The sequence below is a fragment of the Nocardia sp. NPDC004151 genome, from assembly GCF_042874235.1.
In the GTDB taxonomy this organism is placed as follows: Bacteria; Actinomycetota; Actinomycetes; order Mycobacteriales; family Mycobacteriaceae; genus Nocardia.
In genome coordinates this window covers 337,570-358,260 of the sequence record NZ_JBIAMR010000002.1, presented here as the reverse complement: position 1 = coordinate 358,260, position 20,691 = coordinate 337,570, and the positions used below count along the sequence as shown (strand labels likewise).

18 protein-coding genes are annotated in these 20,691 nt (G+C 65.0%); 7 read left to right on the top strand and 11 right to left on the bottom strand.

The window, feature by feature from the left end; all coding sequences use genetic code 11:
* Nucleotides 1–38: 38 nt before the first annotated feature.
* On the top strand, nt 39–491 hold the full coding sequence (locus ACFYTS_RS05300; protein WP_357279220.1) for a hypothetical protein: 453 nt from the start codon (nt 39–41) through the stop codon (nt 489–491).
* A 90-nt stretch (nt 492–581) separates the two neighbouring features.
* Here ACFYTS_RS05300 and ACFYTS_RS05295 read toward each other — a convergent pair whose 3' ends face one another.
* Both ACFYTS_RS05295 and ACFYTS_RS05290 read right to left on the bottom strand, forming a co-directional pair.
* Nucleotides 582–800, bottom strand: coding sequence for a cold shock domain-containing protein (locus tag ACFYTS_RS05295; RefSeq protein WP_357279223.1), 219 nt, complete (start codon nt 798–800; stop codon nt 582–584).
* Nucleotides 801–1,165: 365 nt separating this feature from the next.
* Nucleotides 1,166–3,211 carry an ATP-binding protein gene (locus tag ACFYTS_RS05290; protein ID WP_387301507.1) on the bottom strand — a complete coding sequence of 682 codons (2,046 nt, stop codon included), beginning with the start codon at nt 3,209–3,211 and terminating at the stop codon, nt 1,166–1,168.
* Nucleotides 3,212–3,484: 273 nt separating this feature from the next.
* Between ACFYTS_RS05290 and ACFYTS_RS05285 the strand changes: the two genes are divergently transcribed.
* On the top strand, nt 3,485–4,483 hold the full coding sequence (locus ACFYTS_RS05285; RefSeq protein ID WP_387301505.1) for an MBL fold metallo-hydrolase: 999 nt from the start codon (nt 3,485–3,487) through the stop codon (nt 4,481–4,483).
* Here the strand turns inward: ACFYTS_RS05285 and ACFYTS_RS05280 are convergent, their stop codons facing one another.
* The 3 genes from ACFYTS_RS05280 to ACFYTS_RS05270 form a co-directional block, all read right to left on the bottom strand.
* Complete coding sequence (locus tag ACFYTS_RS05280; protein WP_387301503.1) at nt 4,484–4,981, bottom strand: GNAT family N-acetyltransferase; 498 nt, start codon at nt 4,979–4,981, stop codon at nt 4,484–4,486.
* Between the two features lie 4 nt (nt 4,982–4,985).
* Nucleotides 4,986–7,055 carry a neutral/alkaline ceramidase gene (locus ACFYTS_RS05275; protein ID WP_387301501.1) on the bottom strand — a complete coding sequence of 690 codons (2,070 nt, stop codon included), beginning with the start codon at nt 7,053–7,055 and terminating at the stop codon, nt 4,986–4,988.
* Between the two features lie 270 nt (nt 7,056–7,325).
* Nucleotides 7,326–8,195, bottom strand: a complete 870-nt coding sequence (locus ACFYTS_RS05270; RefSeq protein ID WP_387301499.1) for an alpha/beta fold hydrolase — start codon at nt 8,193–8,195, stop codon at nt 7,326–7,328.
* Nucleotides 8,196–8,345: 150 nt separating this feature from the next.
* On the opposite strand from ACFYTS_RS05270, the gene ACFYTS_RS05265 reads away from it, so the two are divergent.
* Nucleotides 8,346–9,185 (top strand): DUF559 domain-containing protein, encoded by an 840-nt coding sequence (locus ACFYTS_RS05265; protein ID WP_387301497.1) that lies wholly within the window; start codon nt 8,346–8,348, stop codon nt 9,183–9,185.
* A gap of 112 nt (nt 9,186–9,297) precedes the next feature.
* Here ACFYTS_RS05265 and ACFYTS_RS05260 read toward each other — a convergent pair whose 3' ends face one another.
* A complete protein-coding gene (locus ACFYTS_RS05260) occupies nt 9,298–9,504 on the bottom strand; it encodes a DUF397 domain-containing protein (RefSeq protein WP_387301496.1) in 207 nt (68 codons plus the stop codon).
* Nucleotides 9,497–10,381, bottom strand: a complete 885-nt coding sequence (locus ACFYTS_RS05255; RefSeq protein ID WP_387301494.1) for a helix-turn-helix domain-containing protein — start codon at nt 10,379–10,381, stop codon at nt 9,497–9,499. Before ACFYTS_RS05255 ends, ACFYTS_RS05260 begins: the two co-directional genes overlap by 8 nt.
* A 171-nt stretch (nt 10,382–10,552) precedes the next feature.
* Between ACFYTS_RS05255 and ACFYTS_RS05250 the strand changes: the two genes are divergently transcribed.
* From ACFYTS_RS05250 to ACFYTS_RS05240, 3 genes are all read left to right on the top strand, one after another.
* On the top strand, nt 10,553–10,786 hold the full coding sequence (locus ACFYTS_RS05250; RefSeq protein WP_387301492.1) for a hypothetical protein: 234 nt from the start codon (nt 10,553–10,555) through the stop codon (nt 10,784–10,786).
* 40 nt (nt 10,787–10,826) lie between these two features.
* Nucleotides 10,827–11,711, top strand: coding sequence for an HNH endonuclease (locus ACFYTS_RS05245; protein WP_387301490.1), 885 nt, complete (start codon nt 10,827–10,829; stop codon nt 11,709–11,711).
* A 714-nt stretch (nt 11,712–12,425) separates the two neighbouring features.
* A complete protein-coding gene (locus tag ACFYTS_RS05240) occupies nt 12,426–13,367 on the top strand; it encodes an HNH endonuclease (RefSeq protein WP_387301488.1) in 942 nt (313 codons plus the stop codon).
* Between the two features lie 90 nt (nt 13,368–13,457).
* On the opposite strand, the gene ACFYTS_RS05235 is transcribed toward ACFYTS_RS05240, so the two are convergent.
* The 4 genes from ACFYTS_RS05235 to ACFYTS_RS05220 all read right to left on the bottom strand — a co-directional run bounded on the left by ACFYTS_RS05235 (nt 13,458) and on the right by ACFYTS_RS05220 (nt 19,651).
* Complete coding sequence (locus ACFYTS_RS05235; RefSeq protein ID WP_387301486.1) at nt 13,458–16,073, bottom strand: Z1 domain-containing protein; 2,616 nt, start codon at nt 16,071–16,073, stop codon at nt 13,458–13,460.
* Nucleotides 16,074–16,432: 359 nt separating this feature from the next.
* Nucleotides 16,433–17,404, bottom strand: coding sequence for a PD-(D/E)XK motif protein (locus ACFYTS_RS05230; protein WP_387301484.1), 972 nt, complete (start codon nt 17,402–17,404; stop codon nt 16,433–16,435).
* Nucleotides 17,397–18,929 (bottom strand): ATP-binding protein, encoded by a 1,533-nt coding sequence (locus ACFYTS_RS05225; RefSeq protein WP_387301482.1) that lies wholly within the window; start codon nt 18,927–18,929, stop codon nt 17,397–17,399. Before ACFYTS_RS05225 ends, ACFYTS_RS05230 begins: the two co-directional genes overlap by 8 nt.
* Nucleotides 18,930–19,027: 98 nt before the next feature.
* Nucleotides 19,028–19,651, bottom strand: coding sequence for a TetR/AcrR family transcriptional regulator (locus ACFYTS_RS05220; protein ID WP_387301480.1), 624 nt, complete (start codon nt 19,649–19,651; stop codon nt 19,028–19,030).
* 123 nt (nt 19,652–19,774) lie between these two features.
* Here ACFYTS_RS05220 and ACFYTS_RS05215 point away from each other — a divergent pair, with 123 nt between their 5' ends.
* The gene (locus ACFYTS_RS05215) at nt 19,775–20,545 is read left to right on the top strand and encodes an SDR family NAD(P)-dependent oxidoreductase (protein WP_213557158.1); all 771 of its coding nucleotides are present in this window, start codon (nt 19,775–19,777) and stop codon (nt 20,543–20,545) included.
* The last annotated feature ends 146 nt before the right edge of the window (nt 20,546–20,691 follow it).

Here is a 20,691-nt window from a genome sequence, read left to right as displayed (position 1 = left end):
CTCCTGGCCCGGAACCTCGGGTTCTAGACAGGAGAACGATGATCACAAGCACCCGCCATGGCCGCCGAATCGGCTGTGGCATCACCGGATTGGCCGCGACCGTCGCCATCGTCACGGGTGCCGCACCTACCGCATCCGCCGACGTCACGTGGGTAAATTTCGACACGCCGGCGCAAACCCATTACGTCGGAACCAACTACCGCATTTCAGCGGGATCCAACCCCCTGTCAACGATGGCCTTCTATGACAATGGCCAGTGCATCGGAAAGGCTGCACCACACTACAATTCAGAACTGGACACATACTTCGCCCCGTTCGTGTATTGGCTTCCGACGACGGCGGGGCACCACGTCATCACGGTCGATGACGGTAAGTCCACGAAGACGCTCGCCGTCGACGTCGAGGCAGCCCTGCCCGGCAGCACGCCGGACACCCCTGTCTCACAGAGCGGCTGCAGTCTGTCGAGCCCGTTCCCGACCGGCAGTTCATAATCGCCACGGCGGGCACACGGCTGACGGAATCGCCGCGGAGCACCCGCACCGGCAGGCCGGTTTCGTCCCGGCGGCCGGTGCGGGCGGGCGTCAGTAGTCGGCGCCGGCGATGACCCGCACGGCCACCGCCTCCGGCCCCGGCTTGGAGCCGCGCACCTCGAACTCGACGCGCTGACCCTCGGCCAGCGACCGGAATCCGGCGCCGGGTAGCGCGGTGTACTCCACGAACACGTCCGGGCCGTCGACGTCCGGGGTGAGGAACCCGAACCCCTTCTCACTGTCGAACCATTTCACCGTGCCGTGCACCATTACCGAACCTTCTCGAACCGACCGGACATGACGTCCCCGCGTGCGCCGCGGTCCATGGTGTCACGGCCGCGGCTGTCGCGGGTGGTCGCGCGCTCTGACCAGCCCCGATGCGACTGCGCTCCGCCCGCGCTCCCTTGCATCGTTATCGAGAACGGGAGCCGCTGCGTATCAGCGGCACTCCCGATACCCCTGGGCGGGCGCGGACCCGCACGCGTGCACCACGTTTCGCGGCACGGCGGGGGCGGGTGTCCGGGCCGGCCCTTCCCTGCGACCCGGGACACCCGCATTTCCCGCTCCTCGCACCGCCGCCCTCTTCCCGGGTCGCGCCCATCCGGCCCGGTGCGGCGGTGCGGCGCGGTGGCCGTTCAGCCCGCTCTCGTATTCGAGGCCGCGTCCCCCGGCGGCTCGGAAACGCGCATGGCGTAAACCCGTTCGAGGAAGTCGCGGTGGGCCCGCAAGGTGGCGTCGAGCAGTTCGCGCCAGGTACGGCGATCCACCCGCTGATCACTGACCAGCGACGAGAGCGACGCCGGGCCGAGCCGGTCGATGTGGTCCACGATGAAAGTGAGCCGCCGGCGCGGGAATTGCGCGCCGATGCGCGGGTTCTCGTCGAGGAAATGGTCGAGTTCGTAGAGGTAGTTGACCGCGCGGTTGTACTCCTCGTCGGTGAGGTGGTAGTCCATCCGCTTGATCTCGACGATCCACAGTTCCCCGGAGTCGTGCAGCAGCACGAAATCGGGTTCGCGTTTCTCACTGCCGATGGACGTGGTCACCAGCGGCGTCCCGAATTTCTGTGCGTACCAGCGTTCGAAGCTGGCGCGCACCCGTTTGAGGGATTCGTTCATGCCCAGCGGGGTCCATTCGGGGGCCAGCAGCCACGGCGCGGATTCGATCAGCTCCTGGAAGGGGCGTTCCAGGGAGCGGCGGTCGTCGATGAGCGAGCGCAGCCGGTCCACCACGGCGACCCGCTCGCTGGCGATCTGGCCCAGCGAGTAGATCTCGGCGACGCGGGCGCGTTCGAAGAGCGCGACCACCACGTCCAGCGCGGGGTCGGCGTCCTCGGCGATCTCCTTGAGGGTGTCGAGCAGGCTGCGCTGCGGGCCCAGCGACAGCGCCAGCCGCAGCATGTTCTCCAGGTGCGCGGGATCGTCGAGCGAGGCTCGATCCTTGTGCGCCACCAGGATTCGCGCCGCGTCCAGCACCGAGTCGCGGAACAGGCGGTCGCCGGGGGCGATGGCGTCGAGGGTCTCGTGGATGCGGGAGCGTTCCACGAACTCCTCCCAGACCCGGCGGCGGACGGACTTCTCGCCGAGCCGGCCGATCTCCTTGATCAGGGCTTTGCCCCACTGGGCGAGAGCCTCGCCGCGCGGGGAGTTCCAGATGATGTCCTGGCGGTCGGAGCGGACCAGGTCGTCGTCATCGTCGAGCCAGTCCACGTCGATCGCGCCGACCAGGTAGGAGCGCAGTTTGAATTCGCCGGTGAATCCGGAGGAGATACCGAAATCCCGGGTCTGGGCGACGATCTTGCCGCGCGCGTAAATGCGCACCCCGGCCATGGCCTCGTCCCGGTACGGCTGTTTCGAATAGGCGATCCAGCCGGTCACCGGCAGGAATTGCCGGCCGAATCGGACCGGGACGCGGCTGACGTCGATGCGGGTCTCCTCCATGACGTCGATCGGCAGGCGGCTGAGCACGAAACTCTCCCGGCCGATGGCGTTGCGGACCTCCACCCGCCAGTCCTGGCGTTCGATACCGAAACGCGCGGCCAGTTGCCGATTCAGTTCGGTTCCCGAATTCACCCTTTTCCGAAAGAAGTTGCGCAGGATGATCGTGGTGCCGCGGGTGGCCGTGACCGTGCCGTCGAGGGCGCCCGGGCGCGGGAAGTAGTCGCTCTCGGTGTCGCAGAGCATGTCGTCGAGGTCCATCACGATGTGGGAGACGGTCCAGCCCACCGGGGTTCGGTCGTCGTCGCGGCTGCCCGCGGTGATCACCTCGATGGTGCGGCAGATGCCGAAGGCGGCCAGTTTCCCGATTCCCTTGCGCCCCATGACCGGACGCCGCCGCTCGCGCGACAGGTCGGAACCGGTGCGGACCCGCCGGTCCGAGCCCACCATCAGATAGTGCTCGTTGACCTCGGTCGCGGTCATGCCGTGCCCGTTGTCGGAGACCACGATCTCGTAGGCGGGTTCGTCGGCGGCCCTGATGGTTCCGGCCAGCATCGCGCCCCACGGCAGCACCACCTCGACCTCGGTGGCGTCCGCGTCATAGGAGTTGGCGATGAGTTCGGCCAGCACCGCCGATACCCGGTCGTAGAGCCGGATGCCGAGCTTGTCGATCGCCAACCGGCTGATGCGCATCGTGTACTTGCGGTCCTCGCGATCCTGCGCGGCCACATGCACGTCGTTGTACATGGTGGGCCCCCAATTGCCCTCGGGGCAGCCTCCGTTCAGCTACCTCTGAATACGATGCAACACCGATTGATTAACAACGCGCTGAACATTCACCCACCACTTCGTCACGGTGTGATTCCAGGATTCACCTGGCGATAGCCCAGAGCAACGGCAAGATCTCGGCAATCGCTTCCGTGTCCCGATGGAAGCCGTTGAGTGACAGTCCGGTCGGTTCCGGGCAGAATGCTCCCCGGCGGACAGCGTGGTCCGCCACCCACGGAGACAGGGGGAACGGTGGCCGACAGCCGGATGATCGCGGCGCGACAGCGCTTCTTCGGCGCGGACGCCGTCAACCCGGACAGCGGGGCCGTGCGCGCGGATCAGGTGCTCGTGTCCTGGTTCGGCTGCGCCAGTTTCGCGGTCGCCATGGGCGGGGTGGTGTTCCTGCTCGACGCCTGGGTGCCGCGCGGCCTCACCGCCGGGTACGTGCCGACCACCCCGGAGGAGGTCGCGGCGCTCGAGCCCGCGGCGATCTTCATCGGGCACGGGCATTTCGATCACGCCGCCGACGCCGGAGCCATCGCGCGCGCCAGCGGGGCCGTCGTGCACGGGACGGCCTCGCACTGCGCGACGGCCCGCAAGCAGGTCGGCGGGGCCGAATTGGCCTGCCGGGAACTGGGTTCCGACGCGTCGGCACCCGGCGACCGCTACGACTTCGAACTCGCGCCGGGGCTGTCGGTGACCGCCGTCCGGCACCTGCACTCGGCGCGCACGCCTCGCAACGAGGGGCCCGACGCCGCCGCTCCGGTCCGGCCCAAGCCGCGCCTGTGCGATATCCGCGCCTATCCCCCGGGCCGATCCGACGCCGGGCACCTGGCCCGGAACCTGCTCGCGCCGGAGGGCGGGGTGCTGCTCTACCAGTTCCGGCTCGGCGATTTCGTGCTGACTTGGCACGATTCCTCCGGCCCGCTGCTGGACAAGGCGCCGGAGGTTCTCGACGTCCTTCGGGGTCTGCCCGCCTCCGATGTGCACATCGGCGCGGTGCAGGGCTACAACCAGTTCACCAATGGGCTGCGCGACCCGCGCAGCTACATCGAGGCGCTGCGCCCGAAGGTGTTCGTGCCCAACCATCACGACAACTGGCTGCCGTTGATCACGGCCCGCGGCGAGGCGTTCGTGACGCCGCTGCACGCGGAGCTGGAGCGTCTGCCCGAGGGCTCGCGGCCGGAGGTCCGCATGCTGCTCGACCGCGACGACTACCTCGCGCCGGGACGGTTGTCGTTCGAACTCTGATCAGCGGAAGCGGAGAATCATTGTGATGCTGGTGGTTCCGGCGAGATTGACCTTGTCGGAGCCGTCGACCGCGACGAATCCGAGGCGCTGGTAGAGCCGGAGCGCCGGATTGTCCTGCCGCACACTCAAACAGACGGCGTCGTAGTCTTTCCGCGCGGCGTCGATGAGGGCGGTCATCAGCGCCGTGCCGAGTCCGGTGCCGCGGCTCTCGGGCGCGACACCGATGGCGAGTTCCGGAGTGTCGGCGTCGACGTAGCCGAAGGCCGGGTCGTCGGCGCTGAACAGCCGCAGCCAGGCGGCGCCGAGCGACGCTCCGTCGAGGCCGCCGACCACGCCGAGATCGCCTGCGGCTCCCCATCCTTCGACGTAGTGCCCGAGTCCGGGAACGTCTCGAAGCTGGTCGGGTGAGTCCATGCCCTGGTCGCGGGCGTAGGAGGCTTCGTAGAGCATCGCCCAGAGGAGTTTCTCGTCGGCGGGCTCGGCGGGTCGGACGAACATCGGCTCAGCCGATCACGAATTCCGCTGACGTGCCAGTGAATTCATGGTTGGCGCCGGCGCCGTCGCGGCTGTCGCCGGTGTACTGGATGCGGTAGCGGCCCGCGGGGGCGCTGTCGGGCACCGTCCACTGGATGGCGATGGTCGAGGCGGCATCCTGTCCGGCCGGACGCGACCAGTGCAGCTCGGTACACCAGTCGTTGTCGTCGTAGACGCGCCGCCAGTCGTCGCCGGTCCCCTGCTGGATCTCGAAGTAGGTGCCGTCGAGCCGGAAGTTGTTGTTCGGGTGCGCGCCGACGAATTCCACCGAAACCGTCTGCCCCGCCGCGTAGTTCGTCTGCGGCTGGGTCAGCACGTCGCCGTAGGCGCGACCGGCGTGCGGGGTGTCAGCCGGGACCGGGGCGAGCAGGTTGGGCTGCAACCCGAAGGCCCAGTCCAGCGGTGCGGGCCCGCGCCCGAGGTCGACGCGCGCCGCCAAAGCCTTTGCCAGCCGATCGAATTCCTGCATGTGCGCCGACAGCGTCCACCGCCCGAACAGCGTCTCGCCGCCCTCGTACTGCTGGCTGGCGTACTCCTCCGGCGTGGTCACGTACCCGCAGTACCCGTTGGCGTAGCCCTGCAGCAGCACGTTCTCCAGCGGCACGTTGAGCGCCCGCGCCACCAGCCGCCGAATCCGCAGCCCCGACACGACGGTGTACTCCGCGGGCCCCGACGCGAGCACCAGATCGCCGATCCGCATCAACTGCAGCGGCACCACCTGCGGAACCCACGGCCGCGGCGGCAGCACGCCGAGCGGCGCGAGGATCAGCTTGGGCGACTGCACATCCCGCATCCAGTCCTCGATCGGCGAGTTCAACCCGCCGAGCGCCGCCACCATCGGGTTGGCGTCACCTTCTTGCAGGAACGACAGCTGCGAGTTCCAGTTGTCCTCGGTACTGGTCGCCATCGCGGCGGCGCCCATCATGGCGGGCGCGGTGCGAGCGGGCTTGCCGTCCGGGGTGTACGCGCCGTCGATCGCGGCGTCCGACAGGTCCACGTAATGCAGCACCGAGTCCACACCGGTGCTGCTCATCGGCGCCGCGGCGTCGAAAGCCTTGCGTCCCGCCTGATACTGGCGCTCGCCGATCATCGCGCAGTTGGTGCGATTGTCCTCGGTGGGCCCCGACGGATGCATCTTCTTGATCCACAGGTTCGGCGTCATATCGCCGGCATTGGTCTGCGGGAACGCCGCCACGAACGAGGGCGGCCCGTCCAGATGCCGCACCCCCATCTCGTCGTGCTCCCAGCGGTAGCTGGCGTAGCCCTTGTTGTCCTGGGAGATCAGCGTGTTCCGGTCGGTCATCGAGGTGCCGTGGGTGGCGAACCAGGTGATCGCCCCGACATCCTTGCCACCCTGCCGGAATCGCAACACCGTGAGCTGCGGGTCGATGGCGTCCGGGAAAGCCGCCTTGTCCTCCGCCGGATTGTCCTCGAACGCCCCCCGCGACCGGTTCACGCTCGCATCGTGCAACTCCCCGCGCCCGAGCGTGATCGCCCCCGGCGCCAGGTTCTCGTGCGCGTTGACGATCGCCTTGACGATCCCGTTCACCTCGGCATCATGCGAGTTCTGCTGAAACCCCATCGCCGCCAGCGAATACGCGTACTCCCGCGCCGTACCACCACAGGAGTTGTGATTGTGCGTGGCGTTGAGGTTGACGTTCCGCTCGGTATAAAGCCCCCCGAACCGCTGCTGCAACTGCTGCATCACCACCAGATGCACCGACTGGAACAAACAGGCATTGTCCGTATTGACGAACACCACCCGATCCCCCGTCGCCTGATCCACAACGACATAGGCGCGCGCATAACACCGCGACAGCAGCCCCGTAGTGATCTGATCAGCCTCGGAGTACCCCATCATCCCCTGACCCGCCGGCGCCCCGGTGATATCAGCGATCCCCACGCCAACCAGATAACCCGCCCCAGCTTCCCGATGCTTGATGGGCTGCGCCCCAACAATATTCGCACCGAACGCCACACTGACCCCCACGCCACCAACAGCAGCGCCAGCCAACACAGCCCGCCGGGACAGACTCATCCGAACCCTCACTATCCGTCACCGCGCCACAGCGACCGCGAGCCGCCCACGCCAAGAGTGAACCTGTTCCATTCCAGGTTTCCCGCAGACTAGTCGGTCACTTGACCAATTTCTAGCCATCCGTCCAGAATCGCGCCCGCCACACTAGCCGGGACGGCTCCACCGGGCCCGCCGCACACGCCGACAACCCCAGGTCAAACCCAATTCTCTCGCCCCCGAGTCACCCGATGCGTCAGCGAGCCCCGCCGAAGAGTTTGCGGCGCTGAAACCTCACCGAGTAGCCCGATCCAGCTCCACCAGCCGCTCCCGAACCAACTCCGGCCGCTCATCCACGATGAAGTGCCCGCACCCCTCCACCAGCTCCAGCGTGTAGTCATCCGCCTGAGCCGTATCCGCCGCGGCCAGCGAGTAATGCACCGCCGCATCGCCCTTCCCGAACAACGCACGCACCGGCACAGTCGCCCGCCGCCTCTCCGGCGTCCGCGCCGAAGCCGGAATCTCCTTCAACAGGAACGTCCGATACGTATCCCTGGCCGTTCGAGCCACCACCGGATCCCTGAACCGCTCCGCAAAGATCCGAACAGTCTCCCGATCCATCCCCTGTGACGTCCCAGCCCCGAACAACCACTCCAAGAATCGAGTCCGCCGATGCAACGGCACCCCCACCGTCGCCATCAACGGCTGATACGCCATCAACCGCCAAAACTGCCGAGCCACATCCCCCTTCGGCGCCCAAGGATGCGCCATATTCATCACCAGAAACCCCCGAAACCGGCCCGCCTCCCGAAGCACCATCCGATACCCCACATACCCACCCCAGTCATGCCCCACCAACAGCACATCCTTGCCAAGCCCCATCACATCCATCAACGCGAACACATCCGACGCAACGTCATCCTTCGCCCACCGATGCGGCGCCGCCCCCGACCACCCATACCCCGGCAGATCCGGCGCAATGACCCGCAACCCCTCCGGAGGATTCCCCAGCAGATCCCGATAGACATAGTGATGCTGCGGCCACCCATGCAACGCCAGCACCGGCCGCCCCTCCCCCGCTTCGCTCACATGGAACTTCACTCCCCGCGCCTCGACGAAGCTCCGACGAACATCCGGGATGACGGGTGGTTGATCAGCAGCCATAACCCACGCTAACCCAGGAATCAGGCCCAGAACATGGCCTCTGCCAGCGTATCTGCAGAGATTATCCACATCCCGGCATTGTCCACACCCCTGCGAGAATCCCGAGCTGGACGCCCAACCGCTGCCATGGACCCCTGTCACCCTCAGAACGTGATCGTGACCCGGGCGGAGCTGTCAGCTAACGGCATTCCCAAAACCACCATCGACAACAGGTGCCGCCGCGGCACCTACACCCGCCTGCTCCCAGGCGTGTACAGCACAGATACTCCGGACTCCATCACCCGCTGCCGCGCTATCGCCGCCTGGCTACCCCAAGCCCTGCTGAGCCACCGCACCGCGGCCTGGTTGCAAGGCATGTCCCCCACCGACCCCACCCTCTTCGAGGCAACCGCCCCGAAGCACCTGTACCGCAAAACCCCGCCCTGGCTCCACCTCTACCGCCGCAACCTCCCCGACGGTTGGGCTACCGAAACCCAAGACCTCCCTATCACCCACCCTGCCCTCACTCTGCTCGACTGCCTTACAGTCCTCCCCCGCCCTGCCGCGGAAGCCATGATCGACGAACACCTCGGCCGCACGGTAAGCCCAACCGATGCGCTCCGCCTGTCCCACTCCAACGTCCCAGGCCGAACCACCTTCAGCCGCCACCTCCGCGAAGCAGCAACCCGAGCAGCCTCAGACCCCGAACGCCTCTTCACTCGAGCGTTGAAGCAACGAGGCCTCACCCTGCTGTCGAACCACCCAGTCGGCCAATACATCTGCGACTTGGTAGACGAACGCTCCTACACCATCATCGAAATCGACGGCCGCGAATTCCACAGCGCCCCCGCAGTCTTCCGCCAGGACCGCCGCCGCCAAAACGACCTGATCCTCGCCGGCTGGCTCGTCCTCCGTTACGCCGCATCCGACGTCTACAGGTCCCTCGACAGGTGTGCCGACGAGGCCGCAACGGTCATCAAACGCCGACGGAGACGCTACCGCGGGCACTGAATGGGCCTATTCGTGCACAATCCAGCACTCAAGTGGCAATCTCTGCCATCTCGTATCGATCTGTGCACGAATAGGCCCATACGCGCCGAGACCGCGGATACTGCGGGCCAACCTACCCGCGATCAAACCTCCCGCGAGCTACGCCAACCATGAGGACATCCCATTCCCCGGGCGCGAACACGAGAGCAGGACCGAGAACGTCCTTCGAATCACGCACTCCGACACGGGTGTCCGCAAGGAATGCAACCTCGACACAGTCCGCCTTGTCCCCGCTGTAGCTGCTCTTGAACCACTCCGCCGCGGATAGGTCGTCAGTCACCCTGAAACTCCTTCGCTACCTGCCGCAGCAGGCCCCGACTGACCATCTCGTCCAACGCAGCCCGCTGGAGGCTGTCGAGAACCCGATAGTACCGCCGCACATCCCCCTCCTTCTCGAGGTACATACACCCGATGAAGCTCTCGAGATACACCACCGGCGGCCATACCCGCTCCCCACGAACATCGTCATCAAATTCCAGAATCGCGAACTGCCCCACCGGATCTCCGAGTGGTGCACCTGCATCGAATGGAAGCACACGAACAGAAATGGTCGGCGCCTTCCCGACCTCCGCAAGCCGCCGCAACTGAGCCGCCAGCACCGCTTCCCCACCGACTTTGCATCTCAACGCGGCCTCGTGCAGCACAACATCGAGCACAAGCGGTTGATACTTCCGAAACACCTTGGCCTGTCGCCTCATCCGCAAGTCGACTCGCCGCTGATGGTCCTGTGGCGTCTCCTCTGGCTTGACAGCGCGAATGAGGGCGCGGGCGTACTCGGGAGTCTGCAACAACCCCGGAACCAGCGCCGGCTGATACATGGTCAGCCTTCGCGCCGCAGTTTCGAGTCCGACATACACGTCGAAGTTCGCCGGTATCACGCTGTCGTACTCGTGCCACCAACTCTTCTCCCCAGCTTGTTGCAGCAATCCGACCATCGCTTCGGCCGCATCCCCTGCCATCTCCAGAACCTCGCAAATCGCCTGCAGATCACGAACTTTCAGGCGCGTGGGTATCCCGCTTTCCAGCCGCTGCAACACCGAGGTACTCACGTCCGCAGCCCTCGCCACCCGATCCTGCGACATCCCTAACGCGCTCCGCGCCTCCCTCAGATACCGCCCCAACTGCCTCCTGGGCAGGGTCGAGCCAGTCTCCGACATGACCAATCCCCTCATCGGCGAGCACCCGAACTGGGTGAACCGAACCCCCAAACCGACCGCAGCCCTGGGCATTCGAGCACAACCCACTGATTTACCCAGAACAGGTTAACCACTCCCCGCGGCTACTGATGCACTTTCAACATAACCGCCACTACCCCCAAGGAGCCCACCATGTTCGACCAACTGACCATCGGCGCCTGGGTCATCACCACCGCCGACTGCCCAGTCCGCTTCGTCCCCAACCCCCAAGACCACCGAGTCACCCTCATCCTCGGCGACACGCATCGAGAGTTCGAACTCTGCCTCGACATAACAACCCTCGCCGCCATCCTGGAGCACGGGCGCGAGGCCTTGGCCTGCATGGCCGACAGCGCCACGAACACAGCGTTGAAACGCATGCGTTGAAGATCAAGTCTTGGCCCTAGGTCCATGGCAGACTGCCACCATGGAAAGGGATGCCGAGGCCATCCTCCGCGAGGAGATCTTCCTACATCTGGAGGAACTGGTCGGAGACACCGGAGTCGTTACCCGCGAACAACTGTGGGACTTCACGCTCAACGGCCAGACCCACCGTCTCATCGACCGCAACCGCGGCATCCGCAACCCCAAGGACATGCTGGCAACCCTGTCGATCCTGTCCGACCCCAAAGGCAAGTACGCGGACGAGGAACTACACGACTCCCTGTTCGCCTACGCCTACCGCGAAGGCAGCGTCGAGGGCGACAATAAGAAGCTCCGCGCCGCCCTCACCCACAAACTGCCGCTCCTCCTACTGCGCAAGATCGCCGACGGCGTCTTCGTCCCGGTACCACGCGTCTACGTCGTCGCAGACGACCAACCGAACCGCCAGTTTCTCATCGCCTTGAACGAAGACCTCCGCATGGTCAGCGATCCCCTGAAACTCCAGCCTCTGGAACGCCAGTACGCCGAGCGGGTCACCAAACAGCGTCTACACCAACCAGAGTTCCGCGGCCGTGTCCTACGCGCCTACGAATGCCGCTGTGCCGTATGTCATCTCAAGCACGCCAAGCTCCTCGACGCCGCCCACATCATCGCCGACGGCGAACCGAACGGCAGTCCGACTGTCGATAACGGACTAAGTCTGTGCAAGATCCACCATGCGGCGTACGACGAGAACTTTCTCGGAATTACGCCCGACTTCGAGGTCCGCATCAACCAAGCTTTGCTGGATGAGATCGACGGGCCGATGCTACGTCATGGCATACAAGAGATGCACGGCCGCCGACTCTTCGTACCCGCGAAGGACAGGGAGAAACCTGGCGCTGACCGTTTGGCCGTACGCTTCGCCGAATTCCAGGCCGCTAGCTGATCAGTACATCAGCGTTGAGATTAGGGTGCTACCAGCTGTAGTGCTGCGACGATCGCGTCCATCGGCAAATGGGCAGAGATCGCAACAACTGGGAAAGGTCGACCACCGCCCCGTCGTGCGGGGCGTAGCTCACGCCAGCCGTTCTCCATCTCGAAAGAAAGCAGCGACAGCGATGTCGGCCATAACGACCTTCATCATCGTCGGTTCCTTCCTGGCCCTGACGAGCGCGACCGTCATCGGCCTGACGTGCTGGCGGCCGGTCCCGGACGCGGGACTGGCGGTCGCGGCTATTCAGGAACGTCTCGAACGCGAAAGACTCGGGCAGAAACCGGATCCCGACGTGTGGCCAGCCGGCTGGACGCACGAGGTTCCGGAGACGCCGATGTCGCTGACCGAGGCCAATCGCACACGGCAACGGCACCACGAGTGGAGCGCGAATTCCGCCGCAAGGCAACCGCCTACGACATGCTCGTCGCGGCCGGCCATATCGTCCCGGACCGCACACGGATCGCCGCAAGCAGGCGGCATCGCTGATGCTGCCGAACAAAGACCTTCTGCTCCGCGGCATGCCGCGGAGCAGCGGCTTCAATATGACTGCCTGAATCTGACGCATCACCTATTCGCAGTGGACGCTGACGCGCGGCATACTGAACCTCTGGCATAGGGCCGGAGATCCGGCGGACGATCCAAATATGCTCCAGGAGAACGCGTTAGATGCTCGACACCGCCTCTGAAACACGGGCATGGCTCGTCCTTGTCAAATCGGATTATCGTCGCCTGAGCAGTGGCGTTCTCTACAGTGATGTGGCATCGTCGCACTACAGTTGGGACTCCCGCGTCCCCAATTTCCGGCAGGTCCGCCCTGGCGACGTCATCGCGGTATGGGATGAGGAAGAGCTACTCGGGGCCTCGGTGATCGAGTCAATCGACAAGGGGATCGGAAGGCGTCCAATCGCGCGGTGCCGCGACTGCCGCCGAACCAACATCGAACGACGAACGACGATGAAACCGACGTTCCGCTGCTACGACTGCAAGGCCCTTTTCAATGAACCTGAACTGCAGGACGCCGAGGTCACGACGTACCGCTCGAATCACAGCCAGGGGTGGGTGGACCTCGCTGGCACATTACAAGCCGCCGAACTCCGTAACTTGTGCATCCGTCCCAAGTCCCAGAACAGTATTCGCGAACTTCGCTGGAATGAGTTCGCGACAGCTGTGCGGGTCGCGGCGAGCGGCGATCCGTTGCTGATGGTCGACAGAACCGCCGCACAGGTCCGAGGCGGTCACGATATCCGGCCGGTCCGTGTTCGGCTGGGGCAAGCAGGCTTCCGCGCGGAACTTCTGCGGCGATATGGAGCGAGCTGCGCGTTCTCAGGTCCTCTGCCGGCACCGGCGCTGGAGGCGTGCCACCTCTACAGCTATGCCGAGGTTGGCCGGCATGATCCACATGGTGGGATTCTGCTCCGCCGCGACCTCCATAGCCTCTTCGACCGTGGACTCATTGCGGTCGACGATTCCGACATCATTGATGTCGCACCCGAAATACGTTCCTACCCACTATATGCCGACCTTCACGAACGCCAGTTCGGCATCACACCGTCTCCCAAGCAGCGAAACTGGCTTTCAATGCACTGGTACGAATTCCGATCAGCCTGACGCCGCGCGGGATGGCTCGAGACCGACCACGACACCCCTGCCTGCGAGTCGTCAACTCTCGCCATGACTAATCGATCGTGATGACATGGATCAATCCATGGCATGAGGGACGTCGACAATGACCGCATTCGACGAGTCGATGGTCCGGAACCGGATGACTCGGTCGTCAGCCGCACGAGCGGCGGCGGGCGCGACGAAGCCGAAGCCGATCACGACCTTACCGGGGTCGATGTGGCCGTCCGGAGTGATCTCCGAGCTGAAAGTCGGCTCGACGACCGGATAGAGCATGAGGGCGCCGCGATGTGGACCTGCCAGGGCTTCCGTATTGGGGTCACCGGAATCAGGGAGGCCGCCGGCGATTCTCATCGCAATGCTGCGGTGCCGGCTGGTACTGATCGCGCCGAAGAGGGGGTCTCGTCGGCGGGCTCGTTCCCAGCGGGTGAAGCGTCGACCGGCGTCGCCGAGGATGATTTCCTTGGTGGCGCCTCGCATTGTTTGGGGGACCAGGACGACCCACTCGTCGACAGCGGAGCCTCGGGTGATCTCAGTCAGGTATTCGATATGGGGATCGAAGATGCCTGGGACGAGCCAACGCATCCCACGGACGATGGAGAGGAACTCGTCGGGAGCGAGGCTGCCGGTCAAGGCGGTGACGCGATGGACGACGTCCTTCTCCGCGAAGTTGTAGGCGTAATCGGTTGTCTCGGTGGATAGTCGGTCGAACACCGGCGACCACAAGCCGGTGTTATGTCGCAAATCAGCTGAAGCCGAGCGGCTCGGGTATCCGAAGGGCTCGCGCCACATACCAGGCGAGCGGATTTCGACCAACTGGGCGTTGTACATCTTGTTCGCGCTGGTCGGCCTCAGCCACGGCAGATGCTGTGAGACCAGCGGCGGAACCTGTGCCGGGGTCACCTGGGGTTCGCCGTCGATCAGGACCGAGTACTGCCGGAGTTCCTCGCGGAACTTCTCCTCGTCCAGGCAGATCGCCTCGAACGCCTGGTACAGGTCAACCTCCTTGCCCCCCAATGCCTGCTGGCGGCTGATGTAGAGGCGGACAAGGTCGCGGTAGCCTCGGCGGAAGCCAAACCAGCGGCCCATTTGCATCATGGTGGAGGCGTTGTTGGTGGCGCGGCGGAAATAGGAGACCGTCAGGCCCTCGACGGTGAAGCCGCGGGAGAGCTTCTGGCCTCCGATGAGGATCTTCCAGATGGGGCGCTTGTCGAAGTCCGCTGCGCCGGTTTCCAATTCCTTGTCGCTGTTGATCACCATGATGGGGCGGTCGTCGCCGCCGATGCGTTGGAAGGCCGCGCCGACGTACCGTTGCAGATCGTCGTAGGAGGCGGGGTCGGCGTAGCCTTCGGCGCGGGCCGCGGAAACGGGGGCGACGTCAGTGTCGAAGATCCGGCGCAGTCGGTTGTGGCCGGCGGGGCCGGTATAGCCTGAGTTCCACCACATCTGGGTGATTCGGCCCGAGAGTTCGCGGTGGTCCTCGGTCAGGCGGGATTCGTTGATCAGCATCGTGTGATGCTTGTAGGTGGGGGCTTTCGGGTCGTTGTCCTCACGGTAGATCTTCACCGCGGCGGTCAGGACGAACATGTCGAGCGCGCGCTGCAATTCGTCGGTGTCGTCATCCCCGTCGGCGGTCGTGATGGCACGGACATGCGCCTTCTCGTTCGAGTTCGCGAAATCGCGTTCATCGAGCGGGATCTCGGAGTCGATGTCGTGAAAGTCGCTGACGCCCATATAGCCTTGCGGCCTGGGCAGGGAGATGAGGAAATCCTTGGGGAAGATATCCTCGGCGTCGGACGGGTCGACGAAAACATTCGCGAACGGGGTGGCGGTGTAGCCGACGTACTGGGCGCGGGGCAGCAGGTGCAGCAGCTCGGAGATCTTCAGGTTGATCGCCGTGCGCTCCGCGTTGGGTTTGACCATGTTGGTCGTGTTCAGCGACGCCTCATCCGATTCGTCGTCGATAATGAGCACCGGGATCTCCCGCAGGTCGGTCTTGATCCGGTTCAGATCCTTGACCAGCTTGCCGAGCACCGTCTTGTTCTTCTTCACCACCATCAGACGCGCGTTCGAGTGGTGCAGGTTGCGCTGGTCGTGCAGCGGCAAGCTCGGTTCGCGCTTCTCGAACTCGAGCGCCATGATGCCTTGGAGCAGACTCTTGTAGTCGTCGTCGCGGGTGGTCATGCGGACGATGTCGAATGCTCCCAGCAGGGAGGGCATCGCGCCGAACGAGACGAAGTTGCCCTTGCTCCAGTCCGGGTCGTCGGCGTAGTCGGATTCGTATTCGTTCGCGCCGCGCAGAATGTTCTCCCGGCCGATGAGTTCCATGTCGAGGCGGCGCTGGGTCTGGGCGCGGAGCATGTTCAGGGTGCCGCCAAGCACGATGATCAGCCGGTACCCGGCATCGACTGCTTTGGCGATCACACCGGTAAAGTTCGCCGTCTTGCCCGACTGCACGTAGCCGACCACCAAGCCCTTGGCCTGGTACGCGGCATCTGCCGCGGGGTCGGCGAGGCGCTCGACCACGCGGTCGGTGGCGTCATCGAGGCCGTCCACCGCGTGTGCTGGCCAGCCCTTGTTCTCCAACAACTTTCGATACGCCGGCCAGTAGAAGGATCGGCCGACCTCCCGTGGCGGGGTGTACCAGGGCGTGAACTTGTCGCTGATCACCACGGGCCCGGCGGCGTCGTACACCGGGACGAACGAATCCAGCAGCGCACTGGTCTCCGGCCGGATCCTGAGCAGACGGTAAACCTCGCTGCGGCGGAGCGCGGTACGCGGCTCCTCCTGCGACCACTCGACGACAGACTTGAAGTCCCAGTGGGTCAGCTGCTTTCGCCACAGTTCCACGAGCTGATCGGTGGCGGTCGAGGACAGCAGCGCCGCGTGGAAGTCCGCCTCGGACGCGAACGGCTGCAGCTCGGGCAGGTCTTCGGCGTGGTAGGTGAGGGCCCGTTCCAGCGGTCGGGGGCGAGTGCCGATGGCGTCGAGCACATCTCGGTGCAGCTTCAGACGTGCGGTGTCCGGGTTCACGATGATTCGTTCCTAGAGGCTCAGGGCAGGCGCAGCGATACGGGATCGACGGGCGGGTCGGCGGCAGGCGGCAGTCCGGCGAAGTCGATGTCGTACCGCACCGCTGAGATTCGGGCACGAGCATCGGAATCGAGGTGCTCCACGGAGATCCGCGGCACGTCGGCAGCAGCGACGATCAAGGGCTCGTTCCGCAGGATCCACCGATCCTCGTCCCCACTCTCACGGTCGACCTTCGAGGCCGCGAGCGCCTGCTCGAAACGCGACTGCGCCGAGGCGTTCTCAGTGCTCGCCGACTGTGTGAGCGCCTCGACCGCCTCCCCCAATGTCCGCCCGCCCGGTCCCCCGCGGGTCAGCTGAACCGACACCACCCACAATGACTGTCCGACTGCGGGTGTCAACTGATCCAGCCCGTTGATCGTGTGCCGACGCGCCTCGGCGGCAGTCGTCTTGACCTCGATACCCACGGCGCCGAGAACGAAATCGTGCTCCTCGTCGAAAGGACCGCCCCAGGCGCGCAGAGCCTCGTCCCAGCCATGGGTGTCCACCAACGAGCGCAACACGGTGAGCTCACCGAGCAGCCCGATGCTGCGTTGCCGATTCGCCAGACGACCACGATCGAGCAACGCCGACCAGGATTGAATGGTCTCGCCGAACGCAGTCGACAAAGTGTGGTGGTCCCGCAGCAGCCGATCGGCGATCGCGGCGATCAGGTCGTGGAAGTCCCGCATGAGTTCAGGTCGCGTAGTGCGGATCCGGGCCATCGTCGTGCCGTGATGGGAGACCCGATCGACGACGACCGCCGGCAACGGAGACCGCGGCAGGGCGGCGCGATTGACCAGCTCGACGAACAGGACCACGCCGTCGCCGTTGATCTCGTAGACGATCAGCGGGCTTGAGCCCGGCGACGACAGAACGATGCTCGCAGCCTCGCCTCTACTTAAGTAGTAGTCGACGTCCGACCAGGACAGCACCAGGGATAGGCCGTCATCCATCGTTGCTCATCCGTTTCTCCTCGGCGGTCGCGGCCGTGAACAGGATCGACTGCCAGAGCTGCAGGTTGTCCTTCTCCCGGCTGCCGCTGTACTCCTTCTCGAACACGTTGTGCATCAAGAGGAACAACAATGACTTGATCATCGGCGCATCGTTCATCCCGCCGCGGCGACCGCCGAGCAGCGCGTTTCGAAAGCGCTTGTTCAGGTATATCGTTCGGCCTTCGCGATCCAGGTCGAAGAAGACATCACCCTCGAGTGCGGCCCAGCGGAAGTCGATCGGCTCCTCGCCCGGGAGAATCGGCAGCTCGTCCTCGATGACCTCACGAACCGTCGGATCTACCCCTCGCCCAGGCGGAATGACCGGTTTCCGAGTCGCGCCGGATCGTTTCCGTGATTCCCGATAGGTCGCCTCCGCGTCCGCGACGAACTGGGTGAACGGCATGCCCTGCTCGTCGACGGCGCTCTCGAGTTCAGACAAGAGCTGAGGCGCGACGTCGACGCCGTCCTTTTTGACCGTCAAGCGGATGAGGCTGTCGAGACCGTCCGGGATGTCGATCGCGACTCGCGCCGGGGACAAGTGCTGCTCCGGCTGTCGGAAGTTGTTCCAGCCGCCCGCCTGAACGAGACGATCATGGCGGTAGAAGAAGAAGCCCTGGCGGTTCATCAGCGAGCCGATGGCTCGGTACTCGTCGAGGGAGGACTTCGGAGGCCAGATGTGCGCGGTGAACTGCACCGACGACCCCTCCCCCGCCTTCTCGGTGAAGGTGCGCGGGTAGCCGGGGCGCCCCGAAACGGGATAGCCGAACGGATTGAGCGGCAGGACACCGAAGTCCATGTAGACAGTGCCCGTGTCGATGTCCTCGACCGCCACGGTAATGTTGAAGTCGTCGCGCTCCAGGAAGCGGTGCAGCTGGAGTCCCAGGTGCATGCCGAGCTTGTTGATCGTGCGCTGCAGGTAGCGGTCGGTCTGGCCACCCGATCCGTTCTGCGGGAAGTTCTTGACGCCATCCCATCGGATCACCGTGCCCTGCCACGTGATCGGCCGGTCGGCGTAGCGGTCGATCAGGGACTGCGCGTACATCGGCTCGACGATGTCGCACTGGAATCCGTTGAGCGCGTGCTCCATTGCCCACCGACGCCCGACCGGCCGCGAGGTCCGGGTACGACTGACCACCGTGACGGCCGCGGCGTGGCTCAAGGAGGCGGACTTCAGACCGGTGCCGAACATGCCCAGCGCTTTGCTGCCATAGTTCCGGCGACCGCCTACGGTCATCGCGACATCGAGCTCGTCCTCGGTCATTCCGCAGCCGTCGTCGATGACGAGCAGGCTCACCAAACGGTCTCCCGACCGCAGGAAATGGATGACGACATCCTTGGCGCCGGCATCGATCGAGTTGTCGACGAGGTCGGCGATCGCGGCCTCGAAGCCGTAGCCCTGGCTACTCAGAGCCTCCATGTAGCGCGAATCCGGCGGAAGATGCTTGGTCCCCGTTGTGGGGACGTCGAACATCCACTCTTCCACCATGGTCACCCCTGCTCGAGAACGCCGACAAGAACGAGAACTCTAGCGAGGAATTCGCTCGGAACCGGTGGGCGTTACGAATTGTCAGAAGGACGGCAGATTCAGTGACCGATTCCGCCGGCGAGAGCGCGCAGGGACCGAACCGCCAGGTCTGCTGGGGATCCCGCTCCGGTGGCGGGCGCGCGGTCGGATGCCCACTGCTCCACCGCGATTCGGATCGCGCCCGCCGAAGCTGCCGCGAGGAGGCGGAGCCGCAAGGGATCTGCTGTTGGGCCGGCCAAATCGGTGAGGACGCGGAGCAGGTCGCGTTCACCTTCCAGGTTGATGCGGTGCCAGACGGTGCGGAGGGCGGGGTCGTCGTCCATGGCATGGATGAGGCCTCGGGTGATTTCGAGGTCTTCGAGGGCGCCGTCGAAGGTGAGGGAGGTTTGGATGGCCGCTTCGAGTTCGGGGAGGGTGGGGAGGCGGTGGGGGCCGGCGGCTACCAGCTCGAGCCAGCGTTGGGCGCCGGTGGCCAGGAGAGGTTCTACCGCTTCTTCCTTGGTGCGGGCGTAGCGGTAGAAGGTGCGCAATGCCACGCCGGATTCGGAGGCGATCTGTTCGGCCGTTACCTCGGAGGTGCCGTGTTCCGCGAACAAGCGCGCTGCGGTTCGGGCTATGTCCATGCGGGTTTCTTGTTTGCGGCGTTCGGCGAGGGTGGGGCGGACCATGGGGTGGGCGGACATTTTCACCTCCTTTGGGCGGGCTGGTTGAACCAATCCTAGTCGACGGGATGCCAGTCTGGCATGACGTGCCACATGGGCGTAACGTGTCTCATAGAGGCTGGAACATAGCTAAGGAGAGTCGCAATGGAGCGTTTTGACGGGCGTCGAGTAGTGATCACCGGGGCCGGGTCGGGGATTGGGCGCGCTACCGTGCACCGGATCCTGGCCGAGGGTGGGCAGGTTGTGGGGGCCGACGTCAATGAGGCGGGGCTTGCGGAGACTGCCAAGCAGGCTGCGGAGAACGGGAATGGGGATCGGCTTACGACCCTGACCGTGGATATCTCCGATGAGGCGTCGGTGAAGGCTGGGGTGGCTGCGGCTACCGAGGCGCTCGGCGGGATCGACGCGCTGATCAATGCGGCGGGGATTCTGCGGTCGGCGCATACGCATGAGCAGCCGGTCGAGGATTTCAACAAGATTATCGCCATCAATCTGACGGGCACCTTCTTGATGATCAAGGAGTCGCTGCCGCAGCTGCTGGCGTCGGACAAGGGTGTGATCGTCAACTTCACCTCCACGTCCGCGTTCTTCGCGCACCCGTACATGTCCGCGTACGCCGCGTCCAAGGGCGGCATCATGTCCATGACCCACGCGCTGGCCGCCGAGTACTCCAAGCAGGGCCTGCGTGTGGTCGCTGTTGCGCCGGGGTCGATTTCGAGCGATATGACCAGCGGCAAGGGCCCGGGTCTGCCCGCGGACGCCGACCTGAGCCTGTTCATGAAGCTGGCCCCCGGCATCGGTCAGGGCTTCGCTTCGCCCGACACCGTGGCCGGCGTCGTCGCCATGCTGGCGTCGGATGACGGCGCGTTCATCACCGGCACCGAGATCCGGATCGACGGCGGCACGCACTACTGATCCACTGCCACAGTCGAATTGCGAACGGCCCTGCGGGAGAATTCCTGCGGGGCCGTTGCCGTGCAACGAGTTTCAGGGTGTCTCGGGGTGAATGTCATTCATGAGGACCATTCGGCCCTGAATTCACAGGAAATCCATTCCCCGGA

Bases quoted from the DNA above. Each gene is read 5' to 3' on its own strand.
- ACFYTS_RS05300 (WP_357279220.1), top strand. From the start codon at position 39: ATGATCACAAGCACCCGCCATGGCCGCCGAATCGGCTGTGGCATCACC.
- ACFYTS_RS05295 (WP_357279223.1), bottom strand. From the start codon at position 800: ATGGTGCACGGCACGGTGAAATGGTTCGACAGTGAGAAGGGGTTCGGG.
- ACFYTS_RS05290 (WP_387301507.1), bottom strand. From the start codon at position 3,211: ATGTACAACGACGTGCATGTGGCCGCGCAGGATCGCGAGGACCGCAAG.
- ACFYTS_RS05280 (WP_387301503.1), bottom strand. From the start codon at position 4,981: ATGTTCGTCCGACCCGCCGAGCCCGCCGACGAGAAACTCCTCTGGGCG.
- ACFYTS_RS05275 (WP_387301501.1), bottom strand. From the start codon at position 7,055: ATGAGTCTGTCCCGGCGGGCTGTGTTGGCTGGCGCTGCTGTTGGTGGC.
- ACFYTS_RS05270 (WP_387301499.1), bottom strand. From the start codon at position 8,195: ATGGCTGCTGATCAACCACCCGTCATCCCGGATGTTCGTCGGAGCTTC.
- ACFYTS_RS05255 (WP_387301494.1), bottom strand. From the start codon at position 10,381: ATGTCGGAGACTGGCTCGACCCTGCCCAGGAGGCAGTTGGGGCGGTAT.
- ACFYTS_RS05250 (WP_387301492.1), top strand. From the start codon at position 10,553: ATGTTCGACCAACTGACCATCGGCGCCTGGGTCATCACCACCGCCGAC.
- ACFYTS_RS05245 (WP_387301490.1), top strand. From the start codon at position 10,827: ATGGAAAGGGATGCCGAGGCCATCCTCCGCGAGGAGATCTTCCTACAT.
- ACFYTS_RS05240 (WP_387301488.1), top strand. From the start codon at position 12,426: ATGCTCGACACCGCCTCTGAAACACGGGCATGGCTCGTCCTTGTCAAA.
- ACFYTS_RS05230 (WP_387301484.1), bottom strand. From the start codon at position 17,404: ATGGATGACGGCCTATCCCTGGTGCTGTCCTGGTCGGACGTCGACTAC.
- ACFYTS_RS05225 (WP_387301482.1), bottom strand. From the start codon at position 18,929: ATGGTGGAAGAGTGGATGTTCGACGTCCCCACAACGGGGACCAAGCAT.
- ACFYTS_RS05220 (WP_387301480.1), bottom strand. From the start codon at position 19,651: ATGTCCGCCCACCCCATGGTCCGCCCCACCCTCGCCGAACGCCGCAAA.
- ACFYTS_RS05215 (WP_213557158.1), top strand. From the start codon at position 19,775: ATGGAGCGTTTTGACGGGCGTCGAGTAGTGATCACCGGGGCCGGGTCG.